20 protein-coding genes are annotated in these 17,653 nt (G+C 71.2%); 1 reads left to right on the top strand and 19 read right to left on the bottom strand.

Annotated elements, in window-relative coordinates:
- Position 1: 1 nt before the first annotated feature.
- From FOF48_RS08805 to FOF48_RS08855, 11 genes are all read right to left on the bottom strand, one after another.
- Positions 2-2,065: a flagellar biosynthesis protein FlhA gene (locus tag FOF48_RS08805; protein WP_143899900.1), complete on the bottom strand. Its 2,064-nt coding sequence runs from the start codon at positions 2,063-2,065 to the stop codon at positions 2-4.
- Positions 2,066-2,076: 11 nt separating this feature from the next.
- Entirely contained in the window at positions 2,077-3,123 is a 1,047-nt protein-coding gene (locus tag FOF48_RS08810) for an EscU/YscU/HrcU family type III secretion system export apparatus switch protein (protein WP_143899902.1), read from the bottom strand.
- The gene (locus tag FOF48_RS08815) at positions 3,120-3,914 is read right to left on the bottom strand and encodes an EscT/YscT/HrcT family type III secretion system export apparatus protein (protein WP_143899904.1); all 795 of its coding nucleotides are present in this window, start codon (positions 3,912-3,914) and stop codon (positions 3,120-3,122) included. Before FOF48_RS08815 ends, FOF48_RS08810 begins: the two co-directional genes overlap by 4 nt.
- Positions 3,911-4,180, bottom strand: a complete 270-nt coding sequence (locus FOF48_RS08820) for a flagellar biosynthetic protein FliQ (RefSeq protein WP_143899906.1) — start codon at positions 4,178-4,180, stop codon at positions 3,911-3,913. The genes FOF48_RS08815 and FOF48_RS08820 overlap by 4 nt, the downstream gene beginning before the upstream one ends.
- A gap of 4 nt (positions 4,181-4,184) precedes the next feature.
- Entirely contained in the window at positions 4,185-4,910 is a 726-nt protein-coding gene (gene sctR, locus FOF48_RS08825; RefSeq protein ID WP_143899907.1) for a type III secretion system export apparatus subunit SctR, read from the bottom strand.
- Positions 4,907-5,392, bottom strand: a complete 486-nt coding sequence (locus FOF48_RS08830; RefSeq protein ID WP_143899909.1) for a flagellar biosynthetic protein FliO — start codon at positions 5,390-5,392, stop codon at positions 4,907-4,909. Before FOF48_RS08830 ends, sctR begins: the two co-directional genes overlap by 4 nt.
- Complete coding sequence (gene sctQ / locus FOF48_RS08835; RefSeq protein ID WP_255442017.1) at positions 5,389-6,543, bottom strand: type III secretion system cytoplasmic ring protein SctQ; 1,155 nt, start codon at positions 6,541-6,543, stop codon at positions 5,389-5,391. The genes FOF48_RS08830 and sctQ overlap by 4 nt, the downstream gene beginning before the upstream one ends.
- Positions 6,544-6,697: 154 nt before the next feature.
- Positions 6,698-7,177 carry a hypothetical protein gene (locus tag FOF48_RS08840; RefSeq protein WP_143899913.1) on the bottom strand — a complete coding sequence of 160 codons (480 nt, stop codon included), beginning with the start codon at positions 7,175-7,177 and terminating at the stop codon, positions 6,698-6,700.
- A gap of 16 nt (positions 7,178-7,193) precedes the next feature.
- The gene (locus FOF48_RS08845) at positions 7,194-8,009 is read right to left on the bottom strand and encodes a flagellar M-ring protein FliF (protein WP_143899915.1); all 816 of its coding nucleotides are present in this window, start codon (positions 8,007-8,009) and stop codon (positions 7,194-7,196) included.
- A 15-nt stretch (positions 8,010-8,024) separates the two neighbouring features.
- The gene (locus FOF48_RS08850) at positions 8,025-8,513 is read right to left on the bottom strand and encodes an ATP-dependent helicase HrpB (protein WP_143899917.1); all 489 of its coding nucleotides are present in this window, start codon (positions 8,511-8,513) and stop codon (positions 8,025-8,027) included.
- 12 nt (positions 8,514-8,525) lie between these two features.
- Positions 8,526-9,035, bottom strand: a complete 510-nt coding sequence (locus FOF48_RS08855) for a hypothetical protein (protein WP_143899919.1) — start codon at positions 9,033-9,035, stop codon at positions 8,526-8,528.
- Positions 9,036-9,262: 227 nt separating this feature from the next.
- Here FOF48_RS08855 and FOF48_RS08860 point away from each other — a divergent pair, with 227 nt between their 5' ends.
- Positions 9,263-9,589: a PilZ domain-containing protein gene (locus FOF48_RS08860; protein WP_143899921.1), complete on the top strand. Its 327-nt coding sequence runs from the start codon at positions 9,263-9,265 to the stop codon at positions 9,587-9,589.
- Between the two features lie 3 nt (positions 9,590-9,592).
- Here FOF48_RS08860 and FOF48_RS08865 read toward each other — a convergent pair whose 3' ends face one another.
- The 8 genes from FOF48_RS08865 to FOF48_RS08900 form a co-directional block, all read right to left on the bottom strand.
- Complete coding sequence (locus FOF48_RS08865; protein WP_143899923.1) at positions 9,593-9,994, bottom strand: response regulator; 402 nt, start codon at positions 9,992-9,994, stop codon at positions 9,593-9,595.
- A 129-nt stretch (positions 9,995-10,123) separates the two neighbouring features.
- Positions 10,124-10,849, bottom strand: coding sequence for an SH3 domain-containing protein (locus FOF48_RS08870; RefSeq protein WP_143899925.1), 726 nt, complete (start codon positions 10,847-10,849; stop codon positions 10,124-10,126).
- Positions 10,846-12,726 carry a BatD family protein gene (locus FOF48_RS08875; RefSeq protein ID WP_143899927.1) on the bottom strand — a complete coding sequence of 627 codons (1,881 nt, stop codon included), beginning with the start codon at positions 12,724-12,726 and terminating at the stop codon, positions 10,846-10,848. The genes FOF48_RS08870 and FOF48_RS08875 overlap by 4 nt, the downstream gene beginning before the upstream one ends.
- Positions 12,710-13,738, bottom strand: a complete 1,029-nt coding sequence (locus FOF48_RS08880) for a tetratricopeptide repeat protein (RefSeq protein ID WP_143899929.1) — start codon at positions 13,736-13,738, stop codon at positions 12,710-12,712. The genes FOF48_RS08875 and FOF48_RS08880 overlap by 17 nt, the downstream gene beginning before the upstream one ends.
- Entirely contained in the window at positions 13,735-14,790 is a 1,056-nt protein-coding gene (locus FOF48_RS08885) for a VWA domain-containing protein (protein WP_143900517.1), read from the bottom strand. The genes FOF48_RS08880 and FOF48_RS08885 overlap by 4 nt, the downstream gene beginning before the upstream one ends.
- Positions 14,790-15,800: a VWA domain-containing protein gene (locus tag FOF48_RS08890; protein WP_143900519.1), complete on the bottom strand. Its 1,011-nt coding sequence runs from the start codon at positions 15,798-15,800 to the stop codon at positions 14,790-14,792. The genes FOF48_RS08885 and FOF48_RS08890 overlap by 1 nt, the downstream gene beginning before the upstream one ends.
- Positions 15,775-16,767, bottom strand: coding sequence for a hypothetical protein (locus tag FOF48_RS08895; RefSeq protein WP_143899931.1), 993 nt, complete (start codon positions 16,765-16,767; stop codon positions 15,775-15,777). The genes FOF48_RS08890 and FOF48_RS08895 overlap by 26 nt, the downstream gene beginning before the upstream one ends.
- On the bottom strand, positions 16,764-17,645 hold the full coding sequence (locus FOF48_RS08900) for a DUF58 domain-containing protein (protein WP_143899933.1): 882 nt from the start codon (positions 17,643-17,645) through the stop codon (positions 16,764-16,766). The genes FOF48_RS08895 and FOF48_RS08900 overlap by 4 nt, the downstream gene beginning before the upstream one ends.
- Between the last annotated feature and the right edge of the window lie 8 nt (positions 17,646-17,653).

Raw genomic sequence — 17,653 nt, forward strand, 5'->3', positions numbered from 1 at the left:
CTCACCGCCCCACGGCGACCGGCGTCAGCCGGCCGATGGGGCGAATCTGCAGGTCCCCATCCAGCTCGCCATAGGTGAGCACCGCCACGTCCGGGAACGGGCCCTCGCACAGCTTGCGCAGCGGTCGGCGGATGTCCGGAGCCGTGAGCAGCACCGCCCGGCCGCCCGTGGCGATCTGCCGCACCCCTTCCAGGATTTCGACGACGCGCTCCGGGTCCGGCGAAGGCCCTCGTGGGCCGCCAGCGCGCAGCACGTCCTCCACCTCCGGGTCCACGAGGTAGGCGTACAGCGGGCCCGTGGGCGCGAACTGGTGGCTCAGGTAGCGGTGCAGGGCCTGGCGGCAGCGCTCGGCCAGGGCGGTCGCGTCGCCTTCGGTGGTGGGCGCGACGAGTGCCTCCAGGATGGCGCGCAGGTCCCGGATGCTCACCTGCTCCTGCACCAGCCGCCGTAGCACGTCCACCAGCAGCGGCAGGGGCACCTTCTGAAGGGCCTCCTTCACCAGCACGGGCGCCTGGGCCTCCAGGCCCTCCAGCAGACCCTGCACTTCCTGGAGCCCCAGCAGCGCGGCGGCGCGCAGGCGGAGCACGGCGCGGAGGTGGTCCGCGATGAGCTCCGAGGGCTTGCGCAGCGGCACCTGGGCCAGCTCCAGCCGGGAGCGCACCCCCTCCGGGACGCGGCTGATGGACCGCCCGGAGGCAGGCTCCACGGTCGCGTCCGCCTGGACCTCCAGGAAGGCCAGCTCCCCGGGAGGAACGAGCGCGTAGAGAGCCCCAGGCTGCACCACGCCGCCTCCCGCGGGGACCTCGTCCAGGAGGATGCGGTACTCGCCCGGCCCCAGGTAGGCGGCGTGGGTCCGCACCCGGATGCCGGGGATTCGCACCCCCAACTCGAAAAAGAGCTCGTCCCGCACCGCGTTCAGCACCCTGTGCACGAAGGCACCACCGTCGGCCTCCGCGAGGGGCGTCAGCGGCGAGGACAGGTCCAACGTCAGCGGTGTCACCCCCACGGGCGCCTTCGCGCATTCGGGAGGCTTGCCCGCCGCACCGTCAGCGACCGTCGCCCCCGCCGGGGTCCCCTCCTTCGACGGCGACTTCTCCGAGGCCCCTCCCTTGGGACGCAGCGCGTACCCCAGGCCTCCAAGGCCCGCGGCCAGGGTGAGGAAGGTCAGGTGCGGCATGCCCGGCATGAGGGCCAGCGCGACACACAGGCCCGCGACGGTGGCCAGCGTCCGAGAGTCGCCGAAGAACTGGGTGCCAATCTCCGTCCCCAGCGAGTCCTCCTCCTTCTCCGACGCCACGCGGGTGACCACGAGGCCCGCCGCCACCGCGATGCACAGCGAGGGCACCTGGGACACGAGCCCATCACCGATGGCGATGAGGGCGAAGGTGGCCGCGGCCTCGGAGAAGGACAGGCCGTTCTGCAACACGCCAATGAGCGTGCCGCCCAGCAGGTTCACCGCGACGATGACGAGGCCCGCGACGACGTCCCCCTTCACGAACTTCATCGCGCCATCCATGGCGCCGAACATCTGGGACTCACGCTCCAGGTCGCGCCGCCGCCGCCGGGCCTGGGTCTGGTCGATGGCGCCCGCGCGCAGGTCCGCGTCGATGGACATCTGCTTGCCGGGCATGGCGTCCAGCGTGAAACGAGCGGACACCTCCGCGACGCGCTCGGCGCCCTTCGTCACCACCAGCAACTGCACCAACGTGAGGATGGCGAACACCACCGCGCCGACCACGTAGTCGCCGCGCACCACGAACTCACCGAAGGCCTGGATGACCTCGCCCGCGTGTCCCTCCGAGAGGGCCAGCCGCGTGGACGACACGTTGAGCGACAGCCGGAACAGCGTCGTGAAGAGCAGCAGCGTGGGGAATGAGGTCACGCGCAGCGCGTCCTTCGCGTGCAGCGCCGCGACCAGCAGCGCCACCGCCGCGGCCAGGTTCACCGCGAGCCCCACGTCGAGGAGCCACGCGGGCAACGGGATGATGAGCGCGCCCAGCACGGCCGCCATCGCCACCGCGAGCACGACGTCGGAGGACTGGCGGGCCTTCAGCAATACCTTCATGAGCGGTTGCTTCACGTCTGTCTCCGTGGACGGTCGTCCGGCCCGCGCGTCTCCATCGCGGTCCGCAACACGACGGCCGCTGCCTGGTACAGCTCCTCGGGGATGGACTCGCCGACGTCGAAGTGGATGAGGCTGCGGGCGAGCGGCACGTCCCGGACCACGGGAATGCCATGACGCCGTGCCTCCTCCTTGAGCGCGAGCGCGTCCTGTTCGCGCCCCTTGGCCACGAGGTAGGGCGCGTCACATTCGCCCGCGTCGTAGCGGAGCGCGACCGCGATGTGCGTGGGGTTGACGATCACGGCGCTGGCCTTTTGCACCCCTCGTGCCGATCCGCCCTGTGCCAGCTGCCGATGCAGGGCCCGCCGCTGCCCCTTGTGACGCGGATCGCCTTCGCTTTCCTTGTGCTCCCGTTTGACTTCGTCGCGGGTCATCATCAGGTCGCGCAGGTGCCGACGACGCGCGAGCGCGTAGTCCACCGCACCGCAGCCCAGGACCACCCACGCCAGCCGCGACACCAGCGCCGCCAACCGGCCGACAAGGAACTCCAGTCCCCGGGTTCCCTCGAGCCACGCGGCCCGCAGGGCATCCGGTCCAACCGCCTCCACCTCGCTCCAGACGATGGACGCCAGCAACGCAGCCACGAGCAGGGCCTTGCCCATTTCCATGAGGGGCCGCACGCTGAAGAGGCGCTTGAGGCCCGCCGCCGGGTTGATGCGTTCAAGCTTCGGCGCGGCATGGCTCGCGTCCATCTCGAAGCCCACGGTGGCCACCGACACCGCCAGGGATGCCACCACGGCGCCCCCCAGCGCGGGACCACAAAGCCGGACGGCGATCCAGGCCCCGTCTTCCCACGCACCCACGAGGCTCTGCTCCAACATCAACCGGGATGCCCAGTCCTTCAGCCGGGTGAAGCCATCTGGCGCGAACGCGGTGAAGCCCAGCAATCCCCCTAGCGTCACCGCGCTGGCGGAGAGCATGCGGCTGCGAGGAAACTGGCCCTTGCGCCTCGCCTCCCGCAGCCGTTTCGCGGTGGGCTGCTCGGTCTTCTCCCCACTCATCGCGAGACCTCCCCCAGCAGCGACAGCGCGCCCTCGGTCGACGCGACACCCGCGAGCAGCCGCTCACACAGCAGCCCCACGCCCAACCACAGCAACGCGCCTCCCCCAAGAATGCGCAGGGGAGCCCCCAACTCCTGGAGGTTCACCTGGGCCGCGGCTCTCGAGGCCACCCCCAGGAAGCAGTCCACCGCCAGTGCCGCCGCGGCGACCGGGGCCCCCAACGCGAGCCCCGTGGCCATCGCACCGCCCACCATCACCACCACGTGCACGGCAGCGGCCTCCGTGGGCACGAAGGCCCCCAGCCGCACCACCCCGAAGCCTCGCAGCAAGGCTGAAAGGACCAGCGGGAACAGCGCGCCAGACACCACCCGGGCCACGAGCAGGTGGTACAGCCCATCTCCCGTGGCCGACTCGCGACTGCCCGCCAGCGGTAGGCTCGCTTCCGCGGAGGACCCTCGGAAGAGGTCGATGAAGCGACCTCCCATCCTCGCCGCGTCGAAGGGCAGCGCGGACACGAGCCCGACGGAGACGCCGTAGGCCAGCTCACGCACCACGAGCGCCACCATCACCCACGGCGTCTCAACCTCACCGTTGAACCCCACCCCTGCCTCGACATGCAGGAAGAGCGACAGCGCGAGCACCAGCCCCAAGCGCACCGTCGTCGGAGCGGCCTGCCCCCCGAGCAACGGGCAGAGGAACGCGATGGGTACGAGGCGTGCCGCGCACAGCGCCACCGCGACCGCGTGCGGTCCCAGCGTGAGCAACTGTTCACCCAGCGCGTCCGGGTTCACAGCGCCACCTCCGCGATGAGCGCCAGAAGCTGCTGCGTGAAGCGCGTGAGCTGACTGGCGATCCACGGCCCCGCCAGCACCAACGACACCACCGCCGCGCACAGCTTGGGCACCACGGACAGCGTGCTCTCCTGGAGCTGGGTGGTGGCCTGGAAGAGGCTCATCAGGAAGCCCACCATCATGCTCGCGCCAATGGGCGGCAGCGAGGCGAGCACCATCAACAGCAGGGCTTCGCGCCCCAGCGTGAGCAGGACGTCCTGGGTCATGACATCACCGGTAGCCGAGGATGAGTCCCCGCGCGAGCAGGGCCCAGCCATCCACGGCGACGAAGAGGAGGATCTTGAACGGCAGGCTCACCTGGCTCGGCGACAGCGTCTGCATGCCCAACGCGAGCAATACGTTCGCGATGACCATGTCGAGCACCAGGAAGGGCAGGAAGACGATGAAGCCAATCTGGAAGGCTTCCTTCAGCTCGGTGATGACGAAGGCCGGAATGACGACGAACAGGTCCGTCTCATGCACCTGCTCCGCTTCCTCTGGAGGCCGCAGCTCGCGGGCCAGGTCCACGAAGCGCGCTCGCTCTTCCGGGCTGCCGTGCTTCATGAGGAAGCCGCGCAGGGGTTCCGTCACCTGCTTCGCGGCGGCGAGCACCTGCGCTCCGGAATGAACCCCGTCGTACGCCGCCTGCCCCGCGTCGTACATGCGCTCCATCACCGGCGCCATGATGTGCCCCGTCAACACCACCGCCAGCCCCGTGAGCACCACCGTCGGCGGAGCCTGCTGGGTGCCCATCGCCGAGCGGGCCAGCGAGAGCACCACGGCGATCTTCGAGAAGCTCGTCAGCATCAGCACCGCGAACGGCAGCAACGAGAGGAGCGCGAGCATCCCCATCATCGCCAGCGGACTGCCCGCGTAGGACGCCTGCGTCAGCGACGTCTCCGACGCGGACGCGAGCGCGGGAATGAACACGCCGAGTCCCAACCCAAGGGCGCTCATCCCCCACCCCGCTTCCGGGAAGCGCCGCACGGAGGCCGTGCCTGCCGCGCACGGGTGAAGAGCACCGTCGGTTCCAGATCCAATCGAGGCTTCACCGTGGGCCTGAGGGTCGCTCCGGGAAGAATCGCCATGCCCCGGGCCTCGTGGATCTCCGCGAAGGTGTCACCGTACGCCACCAGGTAGCGCCGCCCCTCCACCTGCACGAGCGCGAGGCCGCAGCGTTGGGAGAGCCCCACCCTGGAGACAATGCTCAGGGGTTCCGGCGGGAACGCTGCTGCCTCACCGCCAGCACCGCCCTTGCGGAGCACCACCCATCCCAGCCCCGCGAGGGCCATCGAGCCCACCAGAAGGCGCGAGGTGCCCACCCACGACAGTCCCCCAAGGGGCGCGAGCGCGGCCAACCCCACGAGCAGGGCCGCCGCGAACAGCAGCCGCCCACGGGGAGAGAACGAGGCCACCAGCATGTGCACCGGCGTGCTCACGGCAACAACGCCAGGATGCGGGCGCCCACTTCGCCTTCGATCTCCACCAACTCCGCACGCGCGACCACCCGGTCGCCCACGCGCAGCAGCACGGGGCTGCTCGCGTTCACACGCAGTGGCAGCAACGTCCCCGGCTTCAGTGCCGCCAGCTCCGACAGCGGCAAGAGCACCCGCGTCAGTTCAATCTCCACGTCCACCGGAAGCGGGGGCATCGCCTCGCTCCGCTTGTTCGTCGCCACCATGTCCGACTCCAGTCGGGCCGCGTGTGGATGCACGCTCCCGGTCGAAAAGCCTTCCCCGCGAAACTCGCCCCGGAGCGCGAAGCCCCGGGTGAGCAACCGGCCCTTGCCCTCGAGGCGGCCATCCCGAAGCCGCACGTCCTCGAAGAGCACGACATCTCCAGCGGACAGCGCGTCCACGGCCGAGGCCTGCAAGGGGCTGCGCCCCATGAGGCACCGCGCGGGCACCGACGCCGCCAGCACCCGGGCAGCGGCGTCCCCCTCCTGCTCCATGGGCAGCTCTTGAAACGCGCTCTGCACGGCCCGCGCGGGCAGGAGCACCCGGCCTCCCGCCTTCACTCCCTCCACGCTCGCCGTCAGGGACACCGCCACATAGGGCTGCCGCGCATCCACCCGCGTCACCACGTCGCTTCGGCGCATCGACACCGCGGACAGCCGGGGGCCGAGCCTTCCCACCCACGCTCCGTGCCCGCGCATCGCGGCCAAGGCGGACAGCACCAGGTACACCAGCGTGGACTCCTCCAGCCGCGTCAGCTCCGCCACCGGCGCTGGACGCATCCCCGTCCCCGCCAGCCTCGACAGGGCCGCGAAGACGAGCGGCACCTCCAGCTCCACGATGGCGGTCCCCCCTACCGCCGACAGCTCCACCAGCGCGAACACCGCTCCCAACTCCAGCTCTCGCTCCGGATGGACCGCCGCGTCCACCAGGTGCCCCTCCACCTCCACCGCCGCGCCCACGTCCCGCGACAGCGCCGCGCTCACATCGCGAAGGAGCTCCGTCCCCCACCGCGCCACCTGGGGGCGCTGTCCCAGCAACAGATGGGTGCGCGTCAGCCGGCGCGCGCCGAGACGGAACGGGCGCGCGGACTTCTTCGCGATGGCACCAGGGGACCTGACGGGGTTCGTCTGCATCCGGGACTCCAGGAAGTCGAAGGGACACACGGCCCTGTGCACGGTCCTGGCCATGAGGCCGGCGTCGTGGATTCAGGCGGTTGGCGGCTGGGGGAGGTCCACCGTTGGGATGCGGTGTTTCCGCGTCGGGATGGGGCCGCCCGAGCAGCTCCGCTCAGCGCGTGGCCTCGCGGATGCGCCGCTCCGCCAGAGCGGTCAGGACCGGCGAGGCGTGGGAAGGCGATGCGGGTCCTTCCAACTGGGGGAACCGGCTCCGGTGATACGGCGGAAGCCCGCGGAAGACCTCCCGGCGGAGCACCTCGGGCGCCGCGTCCAGGAAGAGGGCCAGCCGACTCGCGGCGTCCGCGCGCTCGCCGAACTCCACCGCGACCTTCGCCTGTCGCTGCGCGGAGGGCATGGCGGCGAACCGCTCCAGATGGCGCAGCGCCCTTCCCGCTTCGGCCTCCACCAATCCCTCCAGCAATTCCGGGCCGCGCCCCTTCGCGAGGACGCAGAGAACCAGCGCGATCCGCTCCAGGGGCAAGGACAACGCGGGCAGCGTGACCTCCATCGCCGTGGACCGGGGTGGCTCCTTGCGCGCGGGCAGGAGCTTCCGGGCCATGCGGATCGCCCGGCCCACACGTGTGGCTTCCATGGAACCCATCGCGCGCTCAGGCCAGCTTGCGCGGAGCGCTCGGCGTCACCACCGGTCGCGCGGGCGTTGGCGGAGCAGGGGGCACCGCCGGGGGTTTCTCCGCCAGGAGCCGGTCTTGCCGCCATCGCAGCATCACCCAGACGAGCGCGCCGGACAGCCCCGTGACCAACACGCCCAACAGCGCGAGCAACACCCGCATCCGAAACGGCACCGCCCCGCCTTGGGGCGACGGCGCCGCCACTCGCGTGGTCACCTCGTCCACCCGCAGCGACACCGCTTCGGGTGACAGCCCCTCCACGCCCCCCGCGATGAGCTCGCGCAGCGTGTCCGCCGATTTGCGCACGCGCTCCGCGCCGCCAGGGACCGCGCGCAGCATGGCCGAGGCCTTCGACGGCATGGGAGCCTGCCCTGGCCTCGGTGGGGGTGGCACCACCAGGTGCACGCGCGCCAGCAGCACGCCGTCCACCGTCTGGAGCGTCTTCTCCAGCTCCCGCTCCATTCCCCGGACGCGGCAGACCTGCTCCTCCAGCGGGGAGCGCACGAGGCCACTGCCACCAAACACATCGCAGCCCGTCTCCACGGCGGCCCGGGGCAGCCCCAGCTCCGCCAGGATGCGCACCGCGTCGGAGGACTGCGCGTCCGCCACCTCGATGGCCCAGGTGGGTTTCTTGCCCGGCTCGGGCACCTTGCGCGCATCGAGCCCCCGCTCGACGAGCACCGTCTGCAGCTCGTTGGCCTGACGCTCGTCGAGGCCGTGCTGGATGCGCTCCCGGCACGCCGGTGTGCCCAGGAGCAAGAGGAAGAAGAGACAACGAAGGGGAGCGGATCGCATGGAAGGAAGGACTCCTCACACCTGGGTCTGGAGGACCTGCTTGACGCCGCCGGTGGCCTTCTCGACGACCTTGCCGGCGAGATCGAGCTCCTGGCTGGCGCGGTAGACGTGCGCCTGGAGCGCAAGCAACTCCGTGGGGCTGAACGTGCGGCCGGACTCCGCGAGCTTCAGGATGTGGTCCAGCCGCTGCTGCGCCTGCCCCACCCGGTCCAAGACCTCCACGGCCTGCTGGCTCCTCGCCGCCTGGACCGAATCCACCCGGGCGCCCGGCGCGACCTCCGCGCAGCCCGCCTTCGCCCGCTCCACGCCCTCCGCGCGCGAGGAGCCCGCGGCGGCCTCGGTGGGGGTGCGCACCGGCTTTGGCGGCCCCTCCGTCGTCACCGGTACGGGGCGCGACGCAGGAGCGCGCACCCCGTCCAGAACCTTGCTGAACGACTCCCTCCCGGACTCCAGCGCGGGCGAAGGGCCCGCTCCTCCCACGGCTCCCAACTTGTCGATGGCCATCGCGAACGCGCCTCAGCGGATGTTGTTGATGGCGGCCTTCGCCGAGTCGTGGCGGACCTTCATGATGTTGGAGATGGCGTTGTGCTCGCGGCTCTCCTTCTGCATCTCGTTCTGGAGCGCGAGGTAGGCCATGTTGAACTTCTGGCCATCCGCGGCCATCACCTTCTGCGCCTCCAGCAGGTCCCACGCATCGCCCTGTCCCGTCGCCGAGGTCCCCGTCGCTCCCGCGCTGCTCGCGCGCGAAGACACCGTCGCGGCGCTGCCCACCGAGGAGAGCCCTCCCGCCGCGGACACCGACGTCGCTGCTTCAGCGGGCACCGCCGCGGACACCGTGCCGCGCAGGGTGGACACCACCGCGCTGGAGATGGGCCCCGAAGGCAGCATGCCGCCCACGAGGCCCGCGCCCGTGCGCACCACCTCGCGCGCCGCTCGCGCGAACGTGGGGCCGAAGTCCGTCTGGGGCGTCTGACGCGCGACGGACGGGGCGATGCTCAACGAGGGGATGCGGCGGTCTTGCTCCACGAGGTGCCTCCGGCAGGGATTCACCGGGGTTGCCTTCCACCGTCCGTGCCAGGACCCAACCGCTTGAAAGAACTGGGACGTGCCTCCGTGCGCCCATCCCAGACGTCTCCGCCAGGACGGCTCCAGGTCCACGGCGCGGGACGGCGGACGGCGGCCCGAAAACTTGCCTCCGCGCCAACCTGCTTCACAGTTGTCGCGTCCTGTCGCACCCAAAGGCGAGCAATCCGATGATGACCCCCTCCAACGGACCCCGTACGACCGAGCGCTACCACCCGCGCGTGGAAGCCCGGCTCCAGGTCAAGGTGCTTCTGTCGGGCCGCACCGTGCACGCGCAGGCCCGCGACATCTCCATGAACGGCCTGTTCCTCCAGGCCCACCCGGCCGACACGCAGCGCGCGCTCACCATCGCCCTGCCGCTGCCAGGGGACCGGGAGCTCGTCACCATGTGCGCCATCCGCCGCCGGGAAGTGGACGGCGTCGCGCTGGAGTTCGGCGAGCTGGACTGGGACGACCTCATCGCCCTGGCCCGCTTCCTCCATCCGCACCTGCCGTAGGCGTCAGTCCGCGGCCGTCCGGGCCGCGCGCAGCCGCTCCACCAGGTCCATCAGCTCAGCGCCTCGGAACGGCTTGTGGATGTAGCCATCCGCGCCCGCCTGCGTCGCGCTCTCCACGTCGGCCTTCTTCGCCTTCGCGGTGAGCATGTAGAGCGGCACCCCCGCGGTGACGGGGTCGCTCTTCAAGATGCGACACACGGAGATGCCGTCCAGCTGCGGCAGCACCACGTCCATCAGGATGAGCTGGAAGGCGCCGCCGCGGGCCAGCTTCAGGCCCTCCAGGCCATTGGCCGCGCACACCACGTCCACCGCGCCGTCGCTCAGCATGGAGCGCACCAGCTCGCGGATGACGGGCTCGTCCTCGACGAGCAGGATGTGGAACGGCGCCTGGGCGTTGCCAGCCATGATTCCTCGGGGGCCTCTCGTAGGCCATTGGCCCGGCGACGTCCAGCGAAGCGACAACGCCCGGTCCCCCTCTGTACGAAAGCGAGCCACGGCCGGTTTCCCTGGCGGCTGGGGTCGCTCCGGCCCCGCCTAGATTTCGGCGACGCCGTCGCGCTCGGCCCAGCCCTCCAGGCCATTGGGCAGACGGATGCGCACGTACTTCCCCGTCTCCTCCAGCAGCTGCACCTTCAGGCCGGCGTGTACCTCGAAGAGCGAGCGCCCTTCCGAGCGAGGCAGCTCCCGCGCCACCAGCGTGGGGGACAGCACCACCGCCTCGTGCACGTTCTCGTGAACCCAGATGTGCGCCCCCAGCAGGAGCGCCGCGGGCACCGCCGCCGTGAGGCACAGCGCCATCAGCACCACCACCCCGGTGCGGCGCATGGCGGGGAAGACGCGCCGCAGGAGCAGCAGCGCGAAGCCCACGAGCCACGCGACGAAGAACACCCAGGCCACCGCCGCGCCGTCCGTCGCGGCCGCCAGCCGGGGAAGGAAGGCCTCGTCCGCGGTGGAGCCCACCACCTTGTCCACCTGCCGCGCCCGCGCCAGGGCCAGGTTGGCCTCCAGGTCCGAGGAACGGCCGCCCTGCTTCCGGGCCTGCTCCAGGGCCAGCACCGCGCGGCCCAGGTCGCCCCGGGCCAGGTGCGTGGTGCCCAGGTTGTAGAGCACGTCCGGCCCGCCGAAGCCGTGGGCGAGGAGCTTCTCGTAGTGGCCCTGCGCGGTGGCGTAGTCCTCGCGCCCGTACGCGTCGTTGGCCTGCTGGAAGACGGCCTCCGCTTCCTCGGCGGTGTAGTAGCCCTGCGTCGCCGCGTCGCTCATGCGGACCAGCCTTCCATCACCGCCGCCGCGGTCGCCAGCACCTTGCGGCGCTCCCCCGGCTCCACCCCACCGCCGTAGCGACCCAGGTCGCACGCCTCCAGCACGAAGAGCACGCGCGCGCGCCGCTCCGCGTCCACGCCCGCCGCCGCCAGCCTCTCCCCAAGCGCCTCGCGCGTCAGGCCGCCCACGGGGAAGCCCAGCTGCGCCTCCAGGAAGCCCACCATCGCCTTCTCCACCTCCACGTAGAAGGCCCCCGCGTCCGAGCCCGCCTTGAGCTTCTCCGCCTCCGCCAGCCGCTTGCGCGCGGCCTTCGCCTGCTGACGGCCCCGGCCCGCCTCGGAGCGGGTGGCCAGCCGGCCACGCATGCCGCCGACGAACGCCACGCCCACGAGCAGCCCCAACGGGGCCAGCACGCCCGCGAGGAAGAAGGGCCGCATCCACACCGGCTGCGACGGCCCCACGAAGTGGGCCTGGTAGCGCACCGGGCGCAGACCTCCCGCGGTCAGCACGTTCTTCTGCTCGTTGGCCGCGTCCACCATCTGCGAGGGGGTCATCGTCGAAGGCAGGGACGACACCCCGCCCGCGCCCGCCTCCACGGTGAGCGTGATGGGGTCGGTGCGCGCCACGTCGTACTGGCGGCGGTTGGGGTCGAAGTACGGGAAGCGCAGCTCTGGCAGCGTGAAGGTGCCCGTGCGCTGCGGCATCACCAGGTACTCCACCACGCGGCGGCCCTGGATGCGGTTGCGGTTGGGCGTGAGCCGGTCCGTCGTGGTGGGCTCATAGATTTTCAGCGCGGCGGGGCCGGTGAGCTTCGGCGGGGTGACGTTCTTCACGTTGCCCACGCCCTCCAGGATGACCTTCACCGTGATGGGCTGTCCCAGCTCCACGCGGGTCTGCGATACGTCCAGTGACATGCGCCACGCGCCCACGTTCGCGTTGGACATGTTCGCGGGCGCGCCGGACGGCAGGGGCCGCACCTTCACCTTCAGGCCGTTGGAGACGCGGTGCACGCGGTGGCCCGCGAAGAGGAAGCCCGTGGTGATGTCCGCTTCCGCCGGGGTGATGGCCAGCGTGCCGGACTTCACCGGGAACAGCGCGCGGCGGCGCAGCAGGTAGGCGCGGTACGGGATGCCGTCCACCACCTTCTGCTCGCCCGTCAGCTGCGTGGGGCTCTCCACCTCTTCCGTCCAGAAGCCCTCCAGCTTGGGCATGGTGACGGCGTCCACGCTGGACAGGTCCACGCGCGAATAGATGTACAGCGACAGCGTGGCCTGCTCACCGACATAGAGGTCGTCGCGGTCCAGGCTCGCGCGCAGGAACAGGTCCGAGTCCCCGCGCGGAATCACCGGCGCGTCGTCGCTCACGTCGGAGTCGTCATCCCTGAAGGGGTCCGGCATGTTGCGCAGGTTGCGGAATGGATCCGGCAACCCGGGCCGGCCCCCCTGCTGCGCCTGGGGCGCGTTGCCCGCGCGGCCTTCGCGCACGGTGAGCTGCACGGCGTCCGTGCGCAGCGTGCGTCCGCCCGCGCTGAGCGTCGCGGGCGGAATCGTGAGCTTGCCCGCGCGCAACGGGCGCATGAGCAGTTCGTGGCGGGTGATGTCCTGGATGACGGCCGGGCCGCCGCCGGACAACGAGATGGAGCGCTGGCTGCCTCGCGACGAGGACAGCACCTCGAAGTCGTTGGACTCGGGCATGCGCACCTGGGCGTTGGGCGGCGCGTCCACCACCACCACGGTGAGCTTGAAGGTGTCGTCGGTGCCCACCTCGGTGCGATCCACCGTCTGGTAGAACTCGATGTCCGCCGCCCACGCCGGCGCCGTGGCCAGGAGGGCGAGCACGGCGAGCAGCGCCGTGCGTCCGCTACCAGTCCTTCTCATTGGGCTTCCTCTGCTTCTTCTTCTGCTGCTGGAAACGCCAGAGCTGGAGATTCTTCTCGTTCTGCTTCATCGCATCCAGCAGGCGCTCGGCCTCCTGCCGGTCGACGTCTCCCGGTGACACGCCGCCGTCGCGCGGGTTCGACTCCTTCTCTTCCTCGCCCTCGCTGCCGCCGTCCGCGCCGCCATCGCGCGAGTCGCCGTCGCCCTCGTCCTGGCCGCCGTCGGCCGTGCCGCCATCCGCCCCGCCGTCGCCCTTCTGGTTCGGATCCTGCTGCCCGGCATCGGAGCCGCCATCCGCCCCACCATCGCCAGGCCCGGCATCACCCCCACCGCCGTCCGCGCCGCCATCCGCGCCACCATCCGGTGCACCGCCATCCTGGCCACCGTCGGCGCCGCCATCTGGCGCGCCACCGTCCTGGCCCGCGTCCTGCGGCGTGCCGCCGTCGTCCTTCTTTCCGCCGTCCTCGCCGCCGTCCGGACGCCCACCGTCGCTGCCGCCGTCCTGGCCTCCATCCGTGCCGCCATCCGGCCCGTTCTGGGGCGGCGGCAGGTCACGCAGCACCACCTCGTAGTTGTGGCGGGCCTGCGGATCCGTGGGGTCCAGCGTGAGCGCCTTGCGGTAGGACTTGAGCGCTTCCGTGCGGTCGCCAGAGGTGGCCGCGAGGTTGCCCAGGTTGTACCAGCTCTTCTGCGCCAGGTCGGGCTGGCGCGAGGACTCCGCCACCTGCTTGAAGGCCTCGCGCGCCTCGGCCGTGCGGCCCAGCTTCGCGAGCGCGTCCGCGCGGTTGAACTCCACCGCCGGGTCGTTGGGCCGCTCCTTCTTCGCGGCCTCGAAGTCGCGCAGCGCGTCCTCGTAGCGGCCCGCCGCGTAGGACTCGCGCCCGCGCTGCACCAGCGGGTGGTCCTTCTCCAAGGGGCCCACGGCCCACGCGGGGCCCGGCAACGCCAGCAGCCCCGCCAGCCCCACCGCCACCGTGCGCGCCGCGCGCCGCCGCATCGAACGCGCGCTCATGCGCCCCTCCGGCGCGAAGGGATGAGCGCCATGCCCAGCACCAGCAGCGCCAGGCCAGGGATGGCGAACATCTGGAAGCGCTCGTCGTAGCGAACCGTCACGCGGCTCTCCAGCTCGCTCTTCTGCAATTGGTCGATGCGCTCCACCACCTGGCTCATCGCCACGCCGTTGGGCTGGTAGAAGAAAGCCCCGCCCGTCGCGTCCGCGATCGCCGTGAGCCCCGCGCGGTCCAGGCGGGTGATGACCGTCTCTCCGGTGGAGTCCTTCTTGTAGTCCACGAACTCGCCGCGCCGGTCGTAGACGGGAATGGGCTCACCGGCGTCGGAGCCCACGCCCACCGCGAGCACCTGGATGTGCGCGTCCTTGAGCGCGTCCGTGGCTTCGCGCACCTCGCCCGTGAGGTCCTCGCCGTCCGAAAGCAGCACCACCACGCGCTCCTTGGAGCCGCGGTCCGCGTTGTCCAGCACCTGCTTGGCCAGCTTCAGCGCCGCGCCCACGTTGGTGCCCCCCTGGGGCATCACGTCCGGATCCACCGCGCGCAGGAACAGCTTCACCGCCGAGTAGTCCGACGTGAGCGGCGACTGCACGAACGCGTCCCCGGCGAACACCACCAGCCCGGCGCGGTCGCCCTTCAGCTCGTCCAACAGCGTGTTGAGCTCCAGGCGCGCACGGTCCAGGCGGCTGGGCTGCACGTCGCGCGCGAGCATGGACTTGGACGCGTCCAGCGCCACCACCACGTCGATGCCCCGGCGCTTCGTCAGCTCGCTCTTCGTGCCGCACTGGGGCTGCGCGAGCGCCAGCCCGAAGAGCATCAGCCCCAGCCCGTACAGGCCGCCCTGCGCCGCGGGCCGCCACACGGACACGCCGGGCGCGAGCGCCGCCACGTGCCGCTCCGCGATGAGCGCGGACAGCCGGGTGCGCCGGCCCAGCGCCTTCATGAGCGCGAGCAGGCCCAAGAGCAGGCCCACCAGGAGCAGGCCCAGGAACAGCGGCTGCGCGAGCCCCACCTGATAGCCCAGCAGCGTGAAGCGCCATGCCTCCATCGTGGGCATCATGGGAACACCCGCAGGAAGGTGGCGCGCAGCAGCAGCTCCAGCGCGGCGAGCCCGAAGGCCACGAGCAGGAACGGGTGGAAGTTCTCCTTGTACGTGGCGCTGGCCCCGCCCTCCATCAGCTTCGAGCGCTCCAGCGCGTCCAGGACCTTCTGAAGGCCCTGCTTGAGTCCCTCCGGGTCGGTGGCGCGGTAGTACTCGCCGCCGGTGCGGTCCGCGATGTCCTGCATCAGCTCCGGGTTGATGGGGATCTCCGTCTCACGCCACACGGTGTTGCCGAACAGGTCCGTGCCCTGCGGGAAGGGCACCTTGCCGCCCTTGCCCACGAGGATGGTGTAGATGGGGATGTGCAGCGACGCGGCCATGTTCGCCGCGTCCAGCGGGGAGATCTTCCCGGCGTTGTTGTCGCCGTCGGTGATCAACACCACCACCCGGCTCTTCGCGTCCGAGTCGCGCAGGCGGTTGAGCGACGTGGCGATGGCGTCGCCAATGGCCGTGCCGTCCTCCAGCACGCGGGTGCGCAGCTGCTTGAGCACCTCCTTGAGCACGCCGTAGTCCAGCGTCAGCGGGGACTGCGTGTACGCGGCGCCGGAGAACACCACCAGGCCCAGGCGGTCGTTCACGCGGCCGGTGATGAAGTCCGCGAGCACCTCCTTCGCCACGTTCAGGCGGTTCTGCGGCCGGAAGTCACCCGCCTCCATGGACGTGGACAGGTCCAGCGCCACCACGATGTCGATGCCCTCCACCGACAGGTCGCGCACGCGCGAGTCGCGCGACTGCGGCCGGGCGATGGCCACCACCGCCGCCACCACCGCCGCCGCGCGCAGGACGGGCAACAGGGGCAGCAGGTACGTGCGCAGCCCGCGCCCGCCCTTCGCGAAGACGTGCGCGGCGGAGAAGCGCAGCGTCGCACGGCGCTTGCGCTCCCAGAAGGCGAGCCCCAGCAACAGCGGCGCCAGGAGCAGGGCCCAGAGCACCTCCGGGTTATTGAACGCGAGGTCCGGAGGCAGCATCGGGCGTGGGGGGAGCGGGAGGAACGTACGTCCGGGCCAGCAGGTCGTAGCCGAAGGCCAGCGCCTGATTGCAGGACTCGGGGGAGGCGTCGGCGCGGGCGTACTTCACCATGTCCGACTCGGAGACGAAGCGCATCAGCGCGTCCTCGGGCAGGCCCGGCGTGGGCAGCCTGCGCAGGGACGTCATCAGTTCGGACGACGTGCACTCCAGGGCCTCGAAGCCGTAGCGCTCGCCCAGGTAGCCACGCACGATTTCGGAGAGGCGGAAGTAGAAGTCCTTCGCGTGGCCCCGGCCCGGCAGGTCCTCGCGCTTGAGCGCGTCCAGCGACTGGCGCACGCGCACGTCCAGGGGCAGCAGCGGGACGACCTTCTCGCGCTTCGGGCGGCGCTGCCACCAGCGCGCCAGCGCCCAGACCGCGAGCCCCACCGCCAGCGCCACCGCCAGCGCGTAGAGCAGCGTCCAGGACCGGATGGGCACCTCCTGCGGCGGCTGGTAGTCGAACAGCTCCGCGCCCTGCCCGTTCGCGTCCGGAGGCAGCGAGGAGACCACCTCCACCGGCTTGCCCTTGAGCACGAAGCGCCGGGGGCCCTCCGGCGTCGCCACGTCGAAGGTGAGGTCGGGCAGCTGCACGCCGCCCAGCTCGAACGCGGAGAAGCGCAGGCCGAACGTCGTGATGGCGTCGTTCGCGTTGTCCTGGCGCTGGCGCGTCTGCTGGAGCAGCTCGACGGCGCCCTCTCCCGTGGGGGGCACCAGTTCGTAGCGCTGGTCCTTCGGGTGGGTGAGCGTCACCTGGTAGGTGAACGGCTCGCCGATGCGCACCTCCTCCGGCTCCACGCGCGCGGAGGCCCCCGTGGGCGTCACCGACTCCAGGACGGCCGGAGCCTTCGCCGGGGCCGGGGCCTGCGCCCACACCGCTGGCGCGCTGAAGCCGAGCACGGCCGCGAGGACGAGCGCGCGCCTCATGCCGCCATCCTCCGGGCCCGCGCGCGGAAGAAGTTGGCCAGGGCCTTGCCGTGGTCGTCTCCGGCGCGCAGCTCCACGTGGTCCAGCTCCAGCTTCTTGAACAGCTTGCGGCGCTCGTCGCGCTGGACCTGCATCGCGCGCGCGAACCGCCCGCGCACGGTGGAAGAGCTGGTGTCCACGACGAAGCGCTCCCCTGTCTCCGGGTCCTCCATCTCCACGAGCCCGTGGCGCGGGAACGCCTGCTCCAGCGGATCCTCGATGACCACCGGCACCAGGTCGTGCCTGCGGCCCACGAGCCGCAGCGGCTTCTCGTAGCCCGTCGCCATGAAGTCCGACACGAGGAAGGTCACGGCCTTCCGCTTCGACACCTGCGTCAGGTACGTGAGCCCCGACGCCAGGTCCGTCCCCCGGCCCTTCGGCTTGAAGGTGAGGATGTCGCTCACCAGCCGCAGCACGTGCGTGCGGCCCTTGCGCGGCGGGACGACCTTCTCCACCCGGTCCGAGAAGAGGATGAGCCCCACGCGGTCGTTGTTGGCGATGGCGCTGAAGGCGATCTGCGCGGCCACCTCCGCGGCGACCTCCGCCTTGGTGCGCTCCTTCGAGCCGAACTCGTTGGAGGCGGACACGTCCACCAGGAGCATCACCGTGAGCTCGCGCTCCTCGGTGAAGACCTTGATGAACGCCTCGTTCATGCGCGCGGTGACGTTCCAGTCGATGAAGCGGATCTCATCCCCGGGCTGGTACTGCCGCACCTCGGAGAAGGCCATGCCTCGGCCCTTGAACACCGAATGGTACTGGCCGGCCAGCATGTCGGAGACCACCTTGCGGGTGCGGATCTCCAGCTTGCGGATGCGGCGGATGAGGTCCTTGGGCAGCACGGGCGCGC

This window comes from Corallococcus sp. Z5C101001, assembly GCF_007352635.1.
GTDB classification, from domain to species: domain Bacteria; phylum Myxococcota; class Myxococcia; order Myxococcales; family Myxococcaceae; genus Corallococcus; species Corallococcus silvisoli.

Excerpts from the sequence above, each read along its gene's own strand:
- FOF48_RS08805 (WP_143899900.1), bottom strand. The coding sequence starts at position 2,065 with ATGAAGGTATTGCTGAAGGCCCGCCAGTCCTCCGACGTCGTGCTCGCG.
- FOF48_RS08810 (WP_143899902.1), bottom strand. The coding sequence starts at position 3,123 with ATGAGTGGGGAGAAGACCGAGCAGCCCACCGCGAAACGGCTGCGGGAG.
- FOF48_RS08820 (WP_143899906.1), bottom strand. The coding sequence starts at position 4,180 with ATGACCCAGGACGTCCTGCTCACGCTGGGGCGCGAAGCCCTGCTGTTG.
- sctR (WP_143899907.1), bottom strand. The coding sequence starts at position 4,910 with ATGAGCGCCCTTGGGTTGGGACTCGGCGTGTTCATTCCCGCGCTCGCG.
- sctQ (WP_255442017.1), bottom strand. The coding sequence starts at position 6,543 with ATGCAGACGAACCCCGTCAGGTCCCCTGGTGCCATCGCGAAGAAGTCC.
- FOF48_RS08840 (WP_143899913.1), bottom strand. The coding sequence starts at position 7,177 with ATGGAAGCCACACGTGTGGGCCGGGCGATCCGCATGGCCCGGAAGCTC.
- FOF48_RS08845 (WP_143899915.1), bottom strand. The coding sequence starts at position 8,009 with ATGCGATCCGCTCCCCTTCGTTGTCTCTTCTTCCTCTTGCTCCTGGGC.
- FOF48_RS08850 (WP_143899917.1), bottom strand. The coding sequence starts at position 8,513 with ATGGCCATCGACAAGTTGGGAGCCGTGGGAGGAGCGGGCCCTTCGCCC.
- FOF48_RS08860 (WP_143899921.1), top strand. The coding sequence starts at position 9,263 with ATGATGACCCCCTCCAACGGACCCCGTACGACCGAGCGCTACCACCCG.
- FOF48_RS08865 (WP_143899923.1), bottom strand. The coding sequence starts at position 9,994 with ATGGCTGGCAACGCCCAGGCGCCGTTCCACATCCTGCTCGTCGAGGAC.
- FOF48_RS08870 (WP_143899925.1), bottom strand. The coding sequence starts at position 10,849 with ATGAGCGACGCGGCGACGCAGGGCTACTACACCGCCGAGGAAGCGGAG.
- FOF48_RS08875 (WP_143899927.1), bottom strand. The coding sequence starts at position 12,726 with ATGAGAAGGACTGGTAGCGGACGCACGGCGCTGCTCGCCGTGCTCGCC.
- FOF48_RS08880 (WP_143899929.1), bottom strand. The coding sequence starts at position 13,738 with ATGAGCGCGCGTTCGATGCGGCGGCGCGCGGCGCGCACGGTGGCGGTG.
- FOF48_RS08885 (WP_143900517.1), bottom strand. The coding sequence starts at position 14,790 with ATGCCCACGATGGAGGCATGGCGCTTCACGCTGCTGGGCTATCAGGTG.
- FOF48_RS08895 (WP_143899931.1), bottom strand. The coding sequence starts at position 16,767 with ATGAGGCGCGCGCTCGTCCTCGCGGCCGTGCTCGGCTTCAGCGCGCCA.